Raw genomic sequence first — 17,573 nt, 5'->3', positions numbered from 1 at the left:
CCTTTATGGCCCCCCGTCCTGTCAGGCCTTCACAGGGCCTGGGGCGGTGCAAAACCTGGTGTACGGCGGGCGGATGTAGGTATCCGTCCCTGCGAAATGGTTTGCCCGCCGTGTACCACCAAACCAGACGCGGGGCGCTCAGGCGCTCCGCGTTTTTGTGGAAAAGGGTTTGCAAAGGACGCCGTTCCTTGGTATAATAATTTATTCAGAATGATAACATGGCGAGGTGCAGACCTTGTATTTAAAAGCGCTGGAAATCCAGGGGTTCAAATCCTTTCCGGACAAGACGGTGCTCTCCTTCGGGGAGGACATGACCGCCATTGTGGGCCCCAACGGAAGCGGGAAATCGAATATCTCCGACGCCATCCGCTGGGTCATGGGGGAGCAGTCCTCCAAGGCCCTGCGGGGCGGCAAGATGGAGGACGTAATCTTCGGCGGCACGGCGGTGCGCAGACAGCAGGGCTTCGCGGAGGTCTCCCTGGTGCTGGACAATACCGACCACATCTTCCCGATGGAGGAGAGCGAGGTGATGGTCACCCGGCGGTATTACCGCTCGGGGGAGAGCGAGTACTACATCAACCGCCGTTCCGTCCGCCTGAAGGACGTGAACGAGCTGTTCATGGACACCGGACTGGGCCGGGAGGGCTACTCCATCATCGGGCAGGGCCGCATTGACGAGATTTTGTCCGTCAAGAGCGCCGACCGCCGGGAGGTCTTTGAGGAGGCCGCCGGTATCTCCCGCTTCCGCCACCGGAAGGAGGAGGCCGAGCGCAAGCTGGAGCGTACTCAGGAGAATCTGGTGCGCATCACCGACAAGATCGACGAGCTGGAGCTCCAGGTGGAGCCCCTCCGCGCCCAGAGCGAGAAGGCCCGGAAATTCCTGGTGCTGCGGGACGAGCTGCGGGGGCTGGAGATCTCCCTGTGGCTGGAGCAGTTGGAGAAAATACGGGCGGGGGCCATCAAGACCCTGTCCGACTACGAGAACGCCGTCCGCCAGAAGGAGGAGGCCCAGGGGGCGGTGGAGGCCCTCTACGCCGCCGCCGAGGAGCACGCCGCCCAGATGCGGGACAAGGACGTGGAGGCCGAGGGCGTCCGCTTCCAGATGATGCAGCGGGAGGCCGACGCCAACGGACTGGAAAACGCCGTGGCGGTACTCCGGGCCAACATCCAGAACAACCTGGAGAACCGGGACCGCATCCAGCGGGAGCTGGAGCAGCAGGAGGGGCGGGCCGACTCCATCGGCGCCCAGATTGCCGAGCGGAAGGAGCGTCTGGAGGCGCTGGTGGGCGAGCTGGACGCCCTGGCGGCGGAGCTGTCCGCGAAACAGGGGGAGGCCGAGGAGGCCGTCCGCTCCGCAGGCACCCTGGCCGGAGAGCTGGAGGAGCTGCGCCGGAAGGAGGCGGTGGAAAACGCCTCCGCCTCCGAGGCCAGGGCTCTGCTCTCCGCCCTGGCCGCCGCGGCCCAGGAGCTGCTGGACCGGGATGAGGCGGTGCATCAGGAGCTGTCCGCCGGTGAGGAGCGGGTGCGCCAGCTTCAGGAGGGCCGGGACGCGGCCCAAAAGGAGCTGGCCCAGGCCCGGGAGGACCGGGATTCCCTCCAGAATGTGCTCAACGGCTATGGCCTGCGGCTGGAGTCCCGCCGGAAAAAGGCCAAGGAGGCCGAGGAGCGCCATGTCAAGCTCCAGATGGAGGAGAACGCCCTCCACTCCCGTATCCACATGCTCTCCGAGATGGAGAAGCTCTACGAGGGCTACTCCAAGGCGGTAAAGCTGGTGATGGGGGAGGCCCGGCGGGGCCAGCTCAAGGGAGTTCACGGCCCGGTGGCCGGGCTGCTCCACGTGCCCGACCACTGCACCGTGGCCATTGAGACCGCCCTGGGCGGCGCCATGCAGCACATTGTGGTGGAGCGGGAGGAGGACGGCAAGGCCGCCATCCAGTACCTCAAGCGCCGGGACGGCGGCCGGAGCACTTTCCTGCCCCTGACCACCATCCGCCCCTCCGATTTCCGGGAGCAGGGCGTGCGGGGGGAGGCGGGCTTCGTGGGCCTGGGGGACGAGCTGGTGCAGTTCGACCCCCACTACCAGAGGATTTTTTCCAATCTGCTGGGGCGCACCGTGGTGGCCGAGGATATGGACGCGGCCATCGCCATGGCCCGCAAATACGGCCACCGCTTCAAAATCGTCACCCTGGACGGCCAGGTGCTCAACCCCGGCGGCTCCATGACCGGCGGCTCGGTGTCCCGCAGCGCGGGCATCCTCAGCCGGGCCAACGAGCTGGAGCGGCTGAACCGGCAGCGCGCCGGTGTGGAGGAGCAGCGCACCACCGCCGCCCAGGCCATGGAGGAGGCCAGGCGGGAGGCCACCGCCGCCGCATACGAGGTGGAGACCGCCCAGGCCCAGCAGCGCCAGCACGAGGATGCCATCCTCAAGCTGGAGGAGAGGCTGGCCCATTTCGACGCCCAGCTCGCCGACGCCTCCCGCCGCCGGGACGAGCAGCGCCGGGAGCTGGAGCAGATTCAGGCCCGCTCCGCCCAGACCGAGGCGGATACCGCCGCCGCCCGGGCGCGCATTGAGGCCCTGGAGGGCTCTGCCGCCGCCCTGCGGGCCGAAGCCGAGGGCAAGGCCCAGGGCCAGAGCGAGCTCCAGGCGCGCACCGCCGGTATCCGGGAGGCCATCGCGGAGCTGAACATGCGCCGGGCCGGCCTGGAGGCGGAGCAGCAGGCCGCCGGACAGAGCCTTACCGAGCTGGAGGCCCTGCGGCGGGATCTCACCGGCGACCGGGCCGAGCGGGAGCGGATGCTCACCGCGTTTGAGGAGAGGAACACCGCCCTGGAGGAGGAGATCCTGGAGAAGGAACGGCGGCTCCAGGCCATCCGCCAGGAGAATCGGGAGCGGCAGGAGGCCATCGCCCGCATCAATGAGGAGAAGCTGTCACTGGAGGCCCGGCGCAACCAGGCCGACAAGCAGGCGCGGGAAAAAAACAGCGAACTGTTAAACTTAGAGCGGGAGGTCTCCGTCTTAGAACAGAGGAAGGCCGCCGCCGCCCTGGAGGAGAAAACCCTGCTGGACAAGCTGTGGGAGACCTATGAGCTGTCCCATGAGGCCGCCCGCGCCCAGCGGGTGGAGCTGGAGAGCGTCCCCAAGGCCCAGCGCCGGGTGGGCGAGCTGAAAAAGGCGATCTCCGGCTTGGGCAATATCAACCTGGATGCCATTGAGGAGTTCCAGCGGGTCAACGAGCGGTACACCTACCTCACCGACCAGCGGGACGACGTGCTCAAGTCCAAGAAGGAGCTGGAGGGCATCATCGCCGACATCACCGAGGAGATGAAAACCATCTTCGCCCGGCAGTTTTCCGTCATCAACGAGGCGTTCCAGCAGACCTTTACCGAGCTGTTCGGCGGCGGCAAGGCCACCCTGGAGCTGGAGGAGCCGGAGGACATCCTCAACTGCGGCATTGAAATCCGGGTGCAGCCCCCCGGAAAGGCCCTCAAGGTGCTCTCCCTCCTCTCCGGCGGCGAGAAGGCCTTCGTGGCCATCGCCCTTTACTTCGCCATTCTGAAGGTGCGGCCTACCCCCTTCTGTGTCATGGACGAGATCGAGGCCGCCCTGGACGACGCCAACGTGGTGCGCTTCGCCCGCTACATGCGCCAGATGGCGGACAAGACCCAGTTCATCGTCATCACCCACCGCCGCGGCACTATGGAGGAGGCCGACGTGCTCTACGGCGTCACCATGCAGGAGCAGGGCGTGAGCCGGATACTGACCATCAACCTGAACGACGTGGAGAAGGAATTGCACATCAAATGACGCCGGACGCGGCGGACGGCAACACCCAGCAGGGGCAGGCCGCACCTGTGCCGCAGGGTATGAGCAGACCCCGGCGAAGCCCAGTGAAACGGGTTCGCCGGGGAGAGGAGACGCAAGGGAGCGGGCGAGGAATTTCCGCCTGCGGGAGTTCCGAGCGAAGCGGGCTTTGCGTCGACGAAGGAGCAGGGCGTGAGCCGGATACTGACCATCAACCTGAACGACGTGGAGAAGGAGCTGCACATCAAGTGACAGAACTTCCAAAGCGGGTACATCCGCGCCTGCGCGGGTATGATTACAGCCGGAGCGGAGTATATTTTCTTACCCTCTGCACCCAGAACCGGCTCCCCATCCTGAGCGAGATTGTAGGGCGCGGCATCCCTGACGCGCCGCTGGTACGGTTGTCGGAGACCGGCCGGTGCGTTCAGGACGCGATGGACTATCTGGCCGGACATGACGCCCAAATTCAGATTGCGGCGTCGGTCATCATGCCAAATCATGTTCACATTTTGCTGTGCGTCTGCAGAGAGGGAAACGGCGCGTCAGGGATGCCGCGCCCTACTGGGATGCGCGTGCCGAGTTTTGTCTCCTCTCTCAAGCGCTACACCAACCGCGTGTGCGGCCGCCCGCTCTGGCAGGCATCCTATCACGACCACATCATCCGGGATGAGAACGACCTTCTCAACCACTGGAGCTATATCGAGCATAACCCCGCCCGCTGGGCGGAGGATGAATACCATGTCTGAACAACGAAAGGAACCGACACCACATGGGCTTTTTTGAAAAGATCAAGGCGGGGCTGACCCGCACCAAGGAGAACATCGGACACTCCTTCGACCAGCTCTTCGCCGGAGAGCTGAACGACGACTTTTACGACGAGCTGGAGGAGACGCTGATTCTGGGCGACATGGGGGTGGAGACCACCATGAAAGCCGTGGAGGAGCTGCGCCGCCGGGTGAAGGCGGAGAAGATCAAGGACATGGAGGGGGCGCGGGCGTGCCTGCGCCAGGTGCTCACCGACATGCTCCAGGTGGGGGAGCCGGAGCTGAGGCTGGACACCGCCCCGTCGGTGGCCCTGTTTATCGGCGTCAACGGCGTGGGCAAGACCACCACCATCGGCAAGCTGTCCGCCCGGATGAAGGGGGAGGGCCGCCGGGTGCTGATGGCCGCCGCCGATACCTTCCGGGCCGCCGCTGCCGACCAGCTCGAGATCTGGAGCGAGCGCAGCGGCGTGGAGCTCGTCCGCCAGTACGAGGGGGCCGATCCTGCGGCGGTGGTCTTTGACGCCCTGTCCGCCGCCAAGGCCCGCAGCGCAGACGTGGTGCTCATCGACACCGCAGGGCGGCTGCACAACAAGCAGAACCTGATGAACGAGCTGAACAAGATCAGCCGCGTCGTGGACCGGGAGCTGCCCGGCTGCGACCGGGAGACCCTGCTGGTGCTGGACGCCACCACCGGACAGAACGGCCTGATCCAGGCCAAGCAGTTCAAGGAGGCCGCGGGCATCACCGGCATCGTCCTGACCAAGCTGGACGGCTCGGCCAAGGGCGGCATTGTCATTGCCATCGCCCAGGAGCTTCAGGTGCCGGTGAAATTCATCGGCGTGGGGGAGGGCATCGACGACCTGATGCCCTTTGAGGCGGAGAAATTTGTCGAAGCCCTTGTTTAAAAAGCAGTATGGGCCGGTGCCCTCATCGGCCCGCATATTGGAGATTGGAGGCCGTAACATGGCGAGAATCGACGGACGGGCGGCGGATCAGCTCCGGCCCGTGGAGATCATCCCCAACATCAATCAATTTGCGGAGGGCTCCTGCCTGATCCGCTGCGGCAGCACCCATGTGCTCTGCTGCGCCAGCGTGGAGGAGGGCGCGCCCCGCCACGTCCCCGAGGGGGAGGGCTGGGTCACCGCCGAGTATTCCATGCTGCCACGGGCCAACCGGGAGCGATCCCGGCGGGATATCGCCAAGCTGAAGCTGTCCCCCCGCTCCGCGGAGATCCAGCGGCTCATCGGCCGCGCCCTGCGGGCCTGCGTGGACATGAAAAAGCTGGGAGAGCGCACCATTACGATCGACTGCGACGTACTCCAGGGGGACGGCGGCACCCGCACCGCCTCCGTCACCGGCGGGTTTGTGGCGTTGAGCCTGGCCCTGCACAAGCTGGTGATGGACGGTGTCCTGCCGGAGATGCCGCTGACCAACTGTGTAGCGGCGGTGTCCGCCGGCATCGTGGGGGACGAGCCCATGCTGGACCTGTGCTATGAAGAGGACTCCCACGCCCAGGTGGATCTCAACTGCGTCATGACCGGCGCGGGGGAGCTGGTGGAGCTCCAGGGCACCGGTGAGGGCCGGCCCTTCACCATCGTGGAGCAGCGTGCCCTGGTGGAGCTGTGCGCCAAGGGCATCCGGGAGCTCCAGAACATTCAGAGACAAGTGTTGGGGGGCTAAATGTATGAAACTGGTATTGGCCAGCAAGAATGCCCATAAGCTGGTGGAGATGAGGGACATCCTTTCCCGGCTGGGGGTGGAGGTGGTGCTGGAGTCCGAGGTGGGCGTCGATGTGGACGTGGAGGAGACCGGTGCCACCTTTGAGGAAAACGCCTTTTTGAAGGCCCGCGCGGTGATGGAGGCCTCCGGCCTGCCCGCCATCGCGGACGACTCCGGCCTGTGTGTGGACGCACTGAACGGCGCGCCCGGCGTGTACTCCGCCCGCTACGGCGGGCCGGGGCTGGACGACGTGGGCCGCTACCGGCTCCTGCTGGAGAACATGCGGGGGCAGCTGGACCGGCGGTGTCGCTTTGTCTCCGCCATCTGCTGCTGCTTTCCCAACGGGGACCGGGTGGAGGCCCGGGGGGAGTGCCCCGGCACCCTGGCCTACGCCCCCAAGGGGGAGGACGGCTTCGGCTATGACCCCGTTTTCTTTGTCCCCGCCCTGAAAAAGACCTTTGCGGAGCTCTCCCCGGCGGAGAAGAACGCCATCTCCCACCGGGGGAATGCGCTCACGGCCTTTCGGGAGAAGCTGGAGCAGTATCTGAACAAGTAAAATGCCTTCCCGCAGGAGGGTAGATCAAAAGGAGACCGGTCTATGGAAGAACTGACAAGCAAACAGCGGGCCCAGCTGAGGGGCCTGGCCAACAGCATCGACACCATCCTGCATGTGGGCAAGGACGGCATCGGGGACAACCTGGTGAAGCAGGCTGACGACGCCCTGGAGGCCCGGGAGCTCATCAAGGGCAAGGTTCTGGAGAACAGCCTGCTGAGCAGCCGGGAGGCGGCCGAGGCCCTGGCGGAGGCCACCCGGAGCCAGGTGGTACAGGTGATTGGAACCAAATTCGTTTTGTATCGTCCAACCCATAAGAAGGACAAAAAGGACAAGATCGTACTGGTGACGGACAGGAAGCGCAGGTAACGCAGAGGAGGGGAAGCCTATGAAGCTCGGCATCTACGGCGGCACCTTCAACCCGCCCCACCTGGGGCACCTGACCTCCGCCCGGCTGGCCCTGGACGCGCTGGGGCTGGACGAGCTGCGGTTTGTACCGGCGGCGCTGCCGCCCCACAAGCGCCTGCCACCCGACGCCCCCGGGCCGGAGGCCCGGCTGGAGATGGTGGAGCTGGCCGCCGACGGCCTGCTCCTGCCCGGCCGGGTGAGCGTCAGCGACATGGAGCTCTCCCGACCCGGCAAGAGCTACACCGCCGACACCCTGGAGCAGCTCCGCGCCCAGAACCCCGGCGCGGAGCTGTGGCTGATGATGGGGACGGACATGTTCCTCACCCTCCAGAACTGGCGGGAGCCGGAGCGGATCACCGCCCTGGCGGGCATCTGCGCCTTTGCCCGCACCCAGGCCGACTGCGGGGAGCTGCTCACCATCCAGGCCGAGCATCTGCGCAAGACCTTCGGGGCGAAGGTGTGCGTCCTCCAACTGCCCCAGGTGGTGGACGTGTCCTCCACCCGGCTGCGGGAGCTGCTGGCCCGCGGTGAGGGTTGGGAGTATCTGCCCCCGGCGGTGTACGGGTACATCCTGCGCCACGGGCTCTACGGGGCGGGGCGGGATTTGAAGCACCTGCCCGACCGGGAGCTGCGGGCCTGCTCCTACTCCATGATCCGCGCCAAGCGCATCGCCCACGTGAAGGGCACGGAGGAGGAGGCGGTGCGGCTGGCCCGGCGCTGGGGCGCCGACGAGGAGCACGCCCGCCGGGCGGCGATCCTCCACGACTGCACCAAGTATTTGGAACTGGACGAGCAGTTGCAATTATGCGCGAAATATGGTATCGTACTGGACGAATTGGAGCAGCAGGCCGTCAAGCTCCTCCACTCCAAGACGGGCGCGTGTGTGGCCCGGCACGTGTACGGGGTGAGCGACGACATCTATGAGGCCATTTTCTGGCACACCACCGGAAAGGCCGCCATGACCCTGCTGGAGAAGCTTCTCTATATCGCCGACTACATGGAGCCAACCCGGGATTTTCCGGGGGTGGAGCGCCTGCGGGCGCTGGCCTATGAGGATCTGGACGCGGCGGTGCTCCTGGGATGCGAGATGAGCATACAGGAGATGGCGGAGCGGGGCCTGCCCGTGCACCCCAATACGGTAAAGGCCCGGGATTGGCTGCGGAGCAAGACGAAAGGAACTAGTGATTGATGAACCCGGAACAGAGAAAGAACCACCGGGGCGGCGCCCGGGTACAGAAGCCGGAGAGTCCCCGGCGGGAAAAAGAGACCAAGCGGGAGAAAAAGCCCGGCCGGCCGCGCACCAAAAAGCAGAAGATTCTGCTGGGGCTGTATATTGCCCTGACGGTGGTGGCGGCCATCATCGTGGCGGGGGCGATTGTGTTCGGCCTCATGAGCGCCCCGCCGGAGGTGGCCCTCCCCACTCCCACCCCCCGGCACACCACCATCATCAACGAGCAGGGTGAGGAGGTAGAGGTGGAGATCCCAGGCCTGTCCGCCGGCCGCAAGGAGCAGTTTTACACTTTCCTGGTGGCGGGCGTCAGCGGCGGCAACACCGATACGATGCTGTTGGCGGCCTACGATGTGCCCAACCAGAAGCTCAGCGTCATGAGCCTTCCCCGTGACACCTATGTCATCTACAACGGCCGCACCGTGATGATCAACTCGGTTTACAGCCGGGGCGGCGGCGAGGAAGGCGGCGTGGAGGCCCTGAAAAAGGCGGTGGGCTCCCTCACCGGCGTGACCCCCGACTTCTATGTATTGGTGGAGTGGGAGGCAGTGGGTGAGCTGGTCGATGCCATCGGCGGCGTATATTTTGACGTGCCGCGGCGCATGTATTACAATGATCTGTCCCAGCACTTCAAAATTGACCTCCAACCTGGCTATCAGCTTCTGGACGGCAACGGTGCCATGGGTGTGCTCCGCTGGCGGCATAACAGCGATGACAGCGGGCACATTCTCAACAGCGGCTACGCCATGGGCGATCTGGGCCGCATCGAGACCCAGCAGGCATTCCTCAAGGAGGTCGTCCGCAAGTGCCTCCAGCCCGATGTGCTGCTGAGCAACCTGATGGACTATATCAGTATCTTCCAGAAGAATGTGACCACCGATCTGAGCGTGGGCAATCTGGCCTACTTCGGCAAGTCGGCCATCGGCAAGCTGGACATGGACAGCGTGGAGTTTGTCACCCTGCCCAACCAGTCCGCTGGGGACGCCCACCTGCTGCCCGTGGGCAGCCAGATTGTGGAGATGGTCAATGAGGGCTTCAACCCCTATCAGTCGGACATCAGCCTGCGGGATCTGAATCTGGCCGGAAAGCGACCCGGCTCCAGCAGCACGGGCACGACGCCCAGGCCCCAGGCTACGCCTAAGCCGGAAACCACGCCCAGCGCAACCTCCGCTCCGGTCGAAAGCCCGCCGGGCACGCCGCCGGCCACGTCCACCCCGGGCGGAAGCCAGCCCCCAGCCATATCCACTCCGGGCGGGCAGACGCCGCCTCCGGTCCAGACCCCGGCGGCCACTCCGGCGCCCGCCGTCCCCTCCGCGGAGCCGACCCCGCCCCCGGCGGAGAACACCCCAGCCATGACGCCGCCCCCGGCCGCCACGCCGGACGGCGGCTACGGACCCGGCATGGTGCCGGTGGAATAAAGGAAGATAGAAACGGATGAATCCTGAGAACAAAAAGACAAGCCGGGGTGGAACGCGGGCTGGAAAGCCCCGCACGCCCCTCACACCGAGGCAGAAGGCCCTGCGCATTGCGTGCCTGGTTTTGGCCATTCTGGCGGCGGTTCTGGTGACGGTTTTCGCCGCCTACCGCCTCCTGGTGGTCAAGCCCCCGCTGCCGGAGCCAGGTGCGGAGCGGCCGGACGAGGACCAAAACTATGAGTTTGGCGAGGGCCCCCGCCTCTCCGGCGACCGCAAGGAGGAGTTTTATACCTTCCTGCTGGTGGGCCGGGACACGGGCGGCGGCGGCAATACCGATACTCTTATGGTGATGGCCTACGACATCCCAAACCAGACCCTAAACGTCATGAGCATCCCCCGGGACACCATGGTGAACGTGCCGTGGGACATCAAGCGCATCAACTCGGTATACAACTACGCGCCCTACTACGATAAGGACGGCATCCAATTTCTCAAGGAGGAGGTCTCCTACCTCATCGGGTTTCAGCCGGACTACACCATCGTGGTGGAGTGGGAGGCGGTGGGCGAGCTGGTGGACGCCATCGGCGGCGTGGAGTTTGATGTGCCCATCGACATGAACTACGACGACCCCACCCAGAACCTGCACATCCACCTGAGCGCCGGGCTCCAGGACATCGACGGCGACAAGGCCATGCAGCTTCTGCGCTGGCGGAAGAACTCCGACGCCTATGGAAACGTATACGGCGGCTACCCCAACGGCGATCTGGGCCGCATCGAGACCCAGCAGGCCTTTTTGAAGGCGGTCATTGAGAAGTGCCTCAACAGCATCAGCCTCGGCACCATCCCCAAAATGGCCCAGATCTTCCTGGACAACGTGGACACCAACGGCAGCCTGACGGTGAACAACCTGGCTTGGTTTGCCAAGGAGGCCATCGTGGGCGGCCTGAGCATGGAGAACGTGCACTTTATGACCCTGCCCAACCGGGGGGCCAGCGTCTACAGCCGGACGTACCAAAACTACCAGTCCTATGTTACTCCCATTCCGGACGAGATGCTGGAGCTGGTGAATACCTGCTTCAACCCCTATCTGGAGGACATTGAGCTGAACGAGCTGGATCTGATGCAGGTCAACGAGGACGGCAGCCTGTCCTCCACCCGCGGCCATGTGGAGGATACCAAGGCCGCCAAGCCCCCCGCGAAGGGGAACTCCGGCAGCTCCAAGCCCACCGACAACCCCGCGCCGGAGGTGCCCGACACCCCGGAGCCGTCGGTCACTCCGACGGCCACACCGGAGGCCACGCCAACGGTGACGCCGGAGGCCACGCCCTCCGCCCCGGCGCCCGACGTGCCCGTGGACGGCTTTGGTCCCGGCATGGAGCCCATTGAATAGAAGGAGAATGAGATGACTGCAAACGAGATTGCCCTGACCGCCGTAAAGGCGCTGGACAGCAAGAAGGGCCAGGATATCAAGTGCCTGGAGACCGGCCACCTGACCACCCTGGCGGACTATTTTGTGCTCTGCACCGCCACCTCCACCACCCAGATCAAGGCCCTGGCCGATGTCTGTGAGAAGACCCTCAAGGACGCCGGGGAGCCCCCCCACCATGTGGAGGGCCACCGGGGCGGCACCTGGATCCTGCTGGATTTCTCCTCCGTTGTGGTGCACATCTTCAACGAGGAGGCCCGGGAGTTTTACGACCTGGAGCGCCTGTGGAGCGACGCCGCGCCGGTGGATCTGTCCGGCGTGCTGACCGAAAACTAACGCAAAAAAGCCCGGCGGGACTCCCGCCGGGCTTTTTTTGCGCGGAGAGGGAACCAAACCGCCCGCCCATGCATCTATAGGGTGTCCGGACAAGGAAAGACGAGGTGAGCACATGGAACAGACCAGAGACGGCGCGGGCCGGGCGTCGGCGCGGGAGGAATTTGCTGCGGCGGTGACCGAGCACAGCCACGGCATGTTCCGGGCGGCCCGGAGCATCCTGGACAGCGACGCCGACGCGGAGGACGCGGGGGGCGAGGCTGTTCTGCGGGCCTGGCAGTCCTGGGACCGCCTGCGGGCCCGGGGAGCGGTCCGCGCCTGGCTGCTGAAGATTGCGGTCAACTGCGCCTATGAGCAGCGGCGGAGGGACAGCAGGGTGATCTATACCGACGAGCTGGAGCCGCTGGCCGGCGGCGCGGAAGACGCGCTCCCCGGCGGCCTGTGGGATGCGGTGCTCCATCTGCCGGAGGAGCAGCGGGCCGCCGTGACCCTCTACTACTACGAGGATTTGCCCGTGGCAGAGATCGCCCGGGTGCTGGGGGTGGCCCAGGGAACGGTGAAGTCCCGGCTGGGCCGGGCCCGCCAGCGGCTGAAGGAGCAACTACAGGAGGAGGACAAAATATGAACCGGTTGGATGAACGGTTAAAAGAGCGGGCCCGGCGGGAGGACTGCCCAATTCCGCAGGGCTTTGACGGGCGCATGGACGCCATTTTGGAGGGGCTGCCGGAGGGACGGAGAAAGCCCGGCCCCCGCCGGTTCCGCCGGTGGGCGGTAGCCGGGGTTCTGGCGGCGGCCCTGTGCGTGGGCGGCGTGGCGGCGGCCTCCGGCGCGCTGGAGCTGATCGCCCGGCCCGGCGGCTTCGGCGGTACGGCGGAGGGCTTCCAGCCCTATTCCGCCGAGGTGGGGGCGTCGGTCACCGACCAGGGCTACACCCTCACCCTGGACGGCATCGGTGTGGACGAGGCGTTTATTACCCTCTACGCCACCGTCACCGGAGAAGAACCGATCCCCGACTGGGGCGGCGAGGAGGGGGCGGGGCCCGCGGTCTGGCCACTGAATTTGCGGGCGGAGGGCCGCGAGCTGGAGTTCTGGGGGGCGAGGACGGAATGGGAGCGGCTGGATAGCCATACTGTTCAGCTGACCCAGCGCTGCCCGGTGATGACCGTCCTGCCCGCCGTTGTGGAACTGGAGGTATATACCGACCAGCTGGTGCCCCAGGTACGGGGGAACTGGAGCCTTGAGCTGTTGGTGGATAAAACCGCCCCTGATGGAGAGAGTCTGGTGGCGGAGCCGAACCTGCCCTTTACGGTGGACGGACAGCGTATCACTGTGGAGAAGGTGGCAGTGGCTCCCTCCGGGGGAGGGCTGGTGCTGAGCGCCAGGAGTGACCGCCCCTTTACCCACTTCATCCTGCGGGACGACCAGGGAACGGTGCTGCCGCACAGTCCCTACGGCCTTGTGTCCGGCAGCCTTCGCACCCGCTCCAATTTCTATGAATTTCAGGGCGGCCGCACCAACATGGCATCCCTCACCCTGGTGCCCTGGACGGCAGACGGCGGCACGCATCGGGTATCCGGCAGCCTGGACGATCTCCCGCTGACTGACGAGGGAGCGGATAACGGCTATACGCTCCTGTCGCTGGATGTGGGAGAGAAGCAGGCAACGGCGGTGTTTCGTGCAGAGGGGATTCTGGGGCTGAGCGACGCGTACACCCCGGACTTCGGCCTGTTGAATGCTGACGGAGCGGAGCTGGCTTTGGGTGGTGCCAAGGAATGGAAACGCGATATGGAAACCGGAAACTGGATTGTGACTTGGAGCTACCCGGAGATGCTGGCAGGGCAGGTAGCGGGCGTGTGCTTCTGGCAGCCTAACTGTATTCTGCTGGAGGACGAGGCGGTAACCATCCCGCTGAACTGAACACGGGGAAACAGGCCGGCGGCGTGCGGGGGAATTCCCCCGCATGCCGCTTTTTGCCGCTTACTTCGATGGAAATGTGTGTAGTTTATATTTCGTAAAGAGAGATGGCCGTGCTGCTGTAGAATGGAAGGAGGCGGCCTCTGGACGGCTTTAGGAGCAGATGCGCTCCAGGAGGGCCGTCAGCTCCTCCGCCTGTTCCGGGGAGGCGGAATAGCGCCGGTTGTCCTGGTAGACGCGCCCCTGGCTGTCCACGCCGAAGGTGCGCCCCTCCTCTGCCGGGGCGGAATAGACCGTGACGGTATAGGCGGCGGGGGAGACGGGGACGCCGCCGTCGGTGAGCCCGTCATAGCGCAGCCGGGTGTCCGCCAGCAGGGAGGACAGCTCCGCCAGCAGAGCAGGCTCGCTGCTCTCGTGGGAGCCATGCCCGCCGCCGTCGCTGCGTTCCACCACTACCTGCCGGAGGGACGCGCCCTCCGCCACGCCGATCCGCTCCCCCAGGGAGGCTGGGCGGAGAAACCGGAGGGCGGCCCCCAGCCCGAGCGTCAGTGCGGCGGCCAGCACCAGCACCGGCCAGAGATACTTCCATTGCACGCCCACGTCCTACACCTCCCCGCAGACGGCGGAAACCAGCTCGGAGAGGGGCTCCGACTGGGTGGAGCGGAGCGCGTAAATCCGGTCCCCGATGTAGATGGCGTTGGTATCCAGGTTGTAGTCAAAGGAGCAGATGATGTTATCCTCCCCGATGATGAGAACCATGCACATGCCGTCCAGGGGGGCGGTGGAGCTCCGCCGGACCAGACGGAGCCGGGCGGTGTCCACCAGAAGCTCCATCTGCTCCAGCAGGGCGGGATCGTACGCCTGATATTCATGGAAGGTACCATTCCCGTCCAGCTCATCCAGGCGCACCACGACCGCCACCTTGGACTCCAGCCCTGTGCGGGCGTCCGCCGCCTCCGCCAGCGAGACCGGACGGTACGCCCACAGGGTGCCCGCCAGCATGGCGGCCATCAGCACGGCCAGGACGATTCCGACGATCTGCATGCGCCTGCTTCCCATGTCCATACACGCTCCCTTCTTTGTCGCCTCCATCTTATCTGGATAAGCAGGAAAAGTCAAGCACACCCCTTGCAAACCGGCCGCTTTTCGATTATAATATCACAGATTATATGCCCGTCGCGGACGAGACAGATCGAAAGAAAGCGTGAGAGATTTGAAATACGATTTTGCCGCCATTGAGCCGAAGTGGCAGAAGAAATGGCAGGAAACCGGAGTCTATCAGACCGGGAATCACAGCGACAAGCCCAAGTTCTACGCCCTGGTGGAGTTCCCCTATCCCTCCGGACAGGGCCTGCATGTGGGCCACGCCCGGCCCTACACCGCCATGGACGTGGTGGCCCGCAAGCGCCGCATGGACGGCTACAATGTGCTCTTCCCCATGGGGTATGACGCCTTCGGCCTGCCCACGGAGAACTACGCCATCAAGAACCATATCCATCCGGCTAAGGTGACCCACGACAACATCGAGAATTTCCGCAGGCAGCTACAGATGCTGGGCTACTCCTTCGACTGGAGCCGGGAGGTCAACACCACCGATCCCAGCTACTACAAGTGGACCCAGTGGATCTTCCTCCAGCTCTATAAGCACGGCCTGGCCTACAAGACCACCATGCCGGTGAACTGGTGCACCTCCTGCAAGTGCGTGCTGGCCAACGAGGAGGTAGTGGAGGGCGTGTGCGAGCGCTGCGGCTCCCCCGTTATCCGCAAGGAGAAGAGCCAGTGGATGCTCAAGATCACCGAGTACGCCCAGCGCCTCATCGACGATCTGGACGGGCTGGACTTCATCGAGCGGGTCAAGACCCAGCAGAAGAACTGGATCGGCCGCTCCACCGGCGCGGAGGTCACCTTCCAGGCCACCACCGGCGACGCCATCGTGGTCTACACCACCCGGCCGGACACCCTCTTTGGCGCCACCTATATGGTGCTCTCCCCCGAGCACGAGCTGGTGCGCAAGTGGCTGGAGGGGGGCGCGCTGAAGAACGCCGCCGAGGTCACCGCCTACCAGAAGGCCGCCGCCTCCAAGTCCGACCTGGAGCGCACGGAGCTGAACAAGGAGAAGACCGGCGTGCGCCTGGACGGCGTGCGGGGCGTCAACCCAGTCAACGGCAGGGAGATCCCCATCTTCATCTCCGACTACGTGCTCTCCACCTATGGCACCGGCGCCATCATGGCCGTACCCGCCCACGACGACCGGGACTGGGAGTTCGCCAAGAAGTTCGGCTGCGAGATCATCGAGGTGGTCTCCGGTGGTGAGGACGTGCAGCAGGCCGCCTTCACCGCCAAGGACGACACCGGCATCCTGGTCAACTCCGACTTCCTCAACGGCAAGACCGTGAAGGACGCCATCCCCGCCATGATCCAGTGGCTGGAGGAGAAGGGCATCGGCGCGGCCAAGGTCAACTACAAGCTGCGCGACTGGGTCTTCTCCCGCCAGCGGTACTGGGGCGAGCCCATCCCCATGGTGTACTGCGAGAAGTGCGGCTGGCAGCCCCTGCCCGAGGAGCAGCTCCCCCTGTTGCTCCCCGAGGTGGACTCCTACGAGCCCACCGACGACGGCGAGTCCCCCCTGAGCAAGATGACCGACTGGGTGAACACCACCTGCCCCTGCTGCGGCGGCCCCGCCAAGCGGGAGACCGACACCATGCCCCAGTGGGCGGGCTCCTCCTGGTACTTCCTGCGCTATATGGACCCCCACAACGAGAAAGCCCTGGCCTCCAGAGAGGCCCTGGACTACTGGAGCCCCGTGGACTGGTACAACGGCGGCATGGAGCACACCACCCTGCACCTGCTTTACTCCCGCTTCTGGCACAAGTTCCTGTACGACATCGGCGTGGTGCCCACCAAGGAGCCCTACAAAAAGCGTACCTCCCACGGCATGATCCTGGGCGAGGGCGGCGAGAAGATGTCCAAGAGCCGCGGCAACGTCATCAACCCCAACGACGTGGTGGCCCAGTACGGCGCGGACACCATGCGGCTGTATATCATGTTCATCGGCGACTTTGAAAAGGCCGCCGCCTGGAGCGACAACGCCGTCAAGGGCTGCAAGCGCTTCCTTGACCGGGTCTGGAACCTGGCGGAGAACCTCACGGAGGAGGCCGGCTGTTCCAAGGCCAACGAGAGCGCGGTGCACAAGACCATCAAGAAGGTGTCCGACGACATCGAGGCCATGAAGTTCAACACCGCCATCGCCGCCCTGATGGCCCTGGTGAACGACTTCTACCAGAACGGCTGCTCCAAGGGCGACTACGCCGCCCTGCTGCTCATGCTCTCCCCCTTTGCCCCCCACATGGTGGAGGAGCTGTGGGAGACCCTGGGCTTTGCAGCCGAGAAGGGCGGCATGGCCTGCCAGCAGAGCTGGCCCGCCTACGACGCCAGCAAGACCGTGGACGCCGAGGTGAATATGGCCGTGCAGGTGTGCGGCAAGCTCCGCGGCACCATCACCGTCCCCGTGGACAGCGGGGAGGAGGCCGTGGTGGCCGCCGCCCTGGCCGATCCCAAGGTGCAGAAGTTCACCGAGGGCAAGAAGCTGGTCAAGACCATTCTGGTACCCAATAAGCTGGTCAACCTGATTGCGAAGTGAGCTGGTGAGGAGCCGCCGTTTTTCCAGGAACAGTAAAAACAGAATGCTGGAAATCAAAATCCGCTCTTGACAACTGCAAAAGGATCGAATACAATGGTTCTGTTAAAGCCATATCTATGTGGCCCTTTGGCGGTGGAATCCCGCCGCTTCGGAGGGAGGGGAAGTCAATGTCGGAAGTCCATGTGAAGGACGGCGAGTCCTTGGAGAACGCACTCAAGCGCTTTAAGCGCAGTTGCGCCAAGTCGGGCGTTCTGGCCGAGGTTCGCAAGCGTGAGCACTACGAGAGCCCGAGCGTCAAGCGCCGCAAGAAGTCTGAGGCCGCCCGCAAGAACCGCAAGAAGTATTACTAAGAATCACAAACCCCCGCGCCG

General features: G+C 64.9%; 16 protein-coding genes. 14 read left to right on the top strand and 2 right to left on the bottom strand.

Going from position 1 to position 17,573, the window contains the following annotated elements:
• The first annotated feature begins 235 nt into the window (after positions 1-235).
• From smc to ACESY8_RS01870, 12 genes are all read left to right on the top strand, one after another.
• Positions 236-3,805, top strand: a complete 3,570-nt coding sequence (gene smc / locus ACESY8_RS01925; RefSeq protein WP_054338530.1) for a chromosome segregation protein SMC — start codon at positions 236-238, stop codon at positions 3,803-3,805.
• A gap of 245 nt (positions 3,806-4,050) precedes the next feature.
• Positions 4,051-4,548, top strand: a complete 498-nt coding sequence (locus ACESY8_RS01920; protein WP_054338531.1) for a transposase — start codon at positions 4,051-4,053, stop codon at positions 4,546-4,548.
• Between the two features lie 23 nt (positions 4,549-4,571).
• Complete coding sequence (ftsY, locus tag ACESY8_RS01915; RefSeq protein WP_054338532.1) at positions 4,572-5,471, top strand: signal recognition particle-docking protein FtsY; 900 nt, start codon at positions 4,572-4,574, stop codon at positions 5,469-5,471.
• 58 nt (positions 5,472-5,529) lie between these two features.
• Positions 5,530-6,246 (top strand): ribonuclease PH, encoded by a 717-nt coding sequence (gene rph, locus ACESY8_RS01910; RefSeq protein ID WP_007495310.1) that lies wholly within the window; start codon positions 5,530-5,532, stop codon positions 6,244-6,246.
• Positions 6,247-6,250: 4 nt separating this feature from the next.
• Complete coding sequence (gene rdgB, locus ACESY8_RS01905; protein ID WP_054338533.1) at positions 6,251-6,841, top strand: RdgB/HAM1 family non-canonical purine NTP pyrophosphatase; 591 nt, start codon at positions 6,251-6,253, stop codon at positions 6,839-6,841.
• 42 nt (positions 6,842-6,883) lie between these two features.
• Positions 6,884-7,207, top strand: coding sequence for a ribosome assembly RNA-binding protein YhbY (gene yhbY / locus ACESY8_RS01900; RefSeq protein ID WP_054338534.1), 324 nt, complete (start codon positions 6,884-6,886; stop codon positions 7,205-7,207).
• A gap of 19 nt (positions 7,208-7,226) precedes the next feature.
• Complete coding sequence (nadD, locus tag ACESY8_RS01895) at positions 7,227-8,435, top strand: nicotinate (nicotinamide) nucleotide adenylyltransferase (RefSeq protein ID WP_054338535.1); 1,209 nt, start codon at positions 7,227-7,229, stop codon at positions 8,433-8,435.
• On the top strand, positions 8,435-9,892 hold the full coding sequence (locus tag ACESY8_RS01890) for an LCP family protein (RefSeq protein ID WP_007495303.1): 1,458 nt from the start codon (positions 8,435-8,437) through the stop codon (positions 9,890-9,892). The genes nadD and ACESY8_RS01890 overlap by 1 nt, the downstream gene beginning before the upstream one ends.
• A gap of 16 nt (positions 9,893-9,908) precedes the next feature.
• Entirely contained in the window at positions 9,909-11,279 is a 1,371-nt protein-coding gene (locus tag ACESY8_RS01885) for an LCP family protein (RefSeq protein ID WP_498794527.1), read from the top strand.
• Positions 11,280-11,291: 12 nt separating this feature from the next.
• Complete coding sequence (rsfS, locus tag ACESY8_RS01880) at positions 11,292-11,651, top strand: ribosome silencing factor (RefSeq protein WP_009259229.1); 360 nt, start codon at positions 11,292-11,294, stop codon at positions 11,649-11,651.
• Between the two features lie 112 nt (positions 11,652-11,763).
• A complete protein-coding gene (locus ACESY8_RS01875) occupies positions 11,764-12,273 on the top strand; it encodes an RNA polymerase sigma factor (RefSeq protein WP_498794525.1) in 510 nt (169 codons plus the stop codon).
• Positions 12,270-13,565: a DUF4179 domain-containing protein gene (locus ACESY8_RS01870; protein WP_204682585.1), complete on the top strand. Its 1,296-nt coding sequence runs from the start codon at positions 12,270-12,272 to the stop codon at positions 13,563-13,565. Before ACESY8_RS01875 ends, ACESY8_RS01870 begins: the two co-directional genes overlap by 4 nt.
• 150 nt (positions 13,566-13,715) lie before the next feature.
• Here ACESY8_RS01870 and ACESY8_RS01865 read toward each other — a convergent pair whose 3' ends face one another.
• Positions 13,716-14,162, bottom strand: a complete 447-nt coding sequence (locus ACESY8_RS01865; protein ID WP_054338537.1) for a hypothetical protein — start codon at positions 14,160-14,162, stop codon at positions 13,716-13,718.
• Between the two features lie 3 nt (positions 14,163-14,165).
• The gene (locus ACESY8_RS01860; protein WP_498794523.1) at positions 14,166-14,606 is read right to left on the bottom strand and encodes a hypothetical protein; all 441 of its coding nucleotides are present in this window, start codon (positions 14,604-14,606) and stop codon (positions 14,166-14,168) included.
• A 169-nt stretch (positions 14,607-14,775) separates the two neighbouring features.
• On the opposite strand from ACESY8_RS01860, the gene leuS reads away from it, so the two are divergent.
• Both leuS and rpsU read left to right on the top strand, forming a co-directional pair.
• The gene (gene leuS / locus ACESY8_RS01855) at positions 14,776-17,202 is read left to right on the top strand and encodes a leucine--tRNA ligase (RefSeq protein WP_009259224.1); all 2,427 of its coding nucleotides are present in this window, start codon (positions 14,776-14,778) and stop codon (positions 17,200-17,202) included.
• Positions 17,203-17,369: 167 nt separating this feature from the next.
• The gene (rpsU, locus tag ACESY8_RS01850; protein ID WP_009259223.1) at positions 17,370-17,552 is read left to right on the top strand and encodes a 30S ribosomal protein S21; all 183 of its coding nucleotides are present in this window, start codon (positions 17,370-17,372) and stop codon (positions 17,550-17,552) included.
• Positions 17,553-17,573: the final 21 nt, after the last annotated feature.

Origin of the sequence: Clostridium sp. ATCC BAA-442, from assembly GCF_964239415.1 — a bacterium.
In the GTDB taxonomy this organism is placed as follows: Bacteria; Bacillota; Clostridia; order Oscillospirales; family Oscillospiraceae; genus Flavonifractor; species Flavonifractor plautii.
The sequence above is the reverse complement of the archived record's forward strand: the minus strand, read 5'-3'. Positions and strand labels throughout refer to the sequence as shown.

What these genes read in the sequence shown, in the direction of transcription:
- ftsY (WP_054338532.1), top strand. Translation starts at nt 4,572, where the DNA reads ATGGGCTTTTTTGAAAAGATCAAGGCGGGGCTGACCCGCACCAAGGAG.
- rph (WP_007495310.1), top strand. Translation starts at nt 5,530, where the DNA reads ATGGCGAGAATCGACGGACGGGCGGCGGATCAGCTCCGGCCCGTGGAG.
- rdgB (WP_054338533.1), top strand. Translation starts at nt 6,251, where the DNA reads ATGAAACTGGTATTGGCCAGCAAGAATGCCCATAAGCTGGTGGAGATG.
- yhbY (WP_054338534.1), top strand. Translation starts at nt 6,884, where the DNA reads ATGGAAGAACTGACAAGCAAACAGCGGGCCCAGCTGAGGGGCCTGGCC.
- nadD (WP_054338535.1), top strand. Translation starts at nt 7,227, where the DNA reads ATGAAGCTCGGCATCTACGGCGGCACCTTCAACCCGCCCCACCTGGGG.
- ACESY8_RS01890 (WP_007495303.1), top strand. Translation starts at nt 8,435, where the DNA reads ATGAACCCGGAACAGAGAAAGAACCACCGGGGCGGCGCCCGGGTACAG.
- ACESY8_RS01885 (WP_498794527.1), top strand. Translation starts at nt 9,909, where the DNA reads ATGAATCCTGAGAACAAAAAGACAAGCCGGGGTGGAACGCGGGCTGGA.
- rsfS (WP_009259229.1), top strand. Translation starts at nt 11,292, where the DNA reads ATGACTGCAAACGAGATTGCCCTGACCGCCGTAAAGGCGCTGGACAGC.
- ACESY8_RS01875 (WP_498794525.1), top strand. Translation starts at nt 11,764, where the DNA reads ATGGAACAGACCAGAGACGGCGCGGGCCGGGCGTCGGCGCGGGAGGAA.
- ACESY8_RS01870 (WP_204682585.1), top strand. Translation starts at nt 12,270, where the DNA reads ATGAACCGGTTGGATGAACGGTTAAAAGAGCGGGCCCGGCGGGAGGAC.
- ACESY8_RS01860 (WP_498794523.1), bottom strand. Translation starts at nt 14,606, where the DNA reads ATGCAGATCGTCGGAATCGTCCTGGCCGTGCTGATGGCCGCCATGCTG.
- rpsU (WP_009259223.1), top strand. Translation starts at nt 17,370, where the DNA reads ATGTCGGAAGTCCATGTGAAGGACGGCGAGTCCTTGGAGAACGCACTC.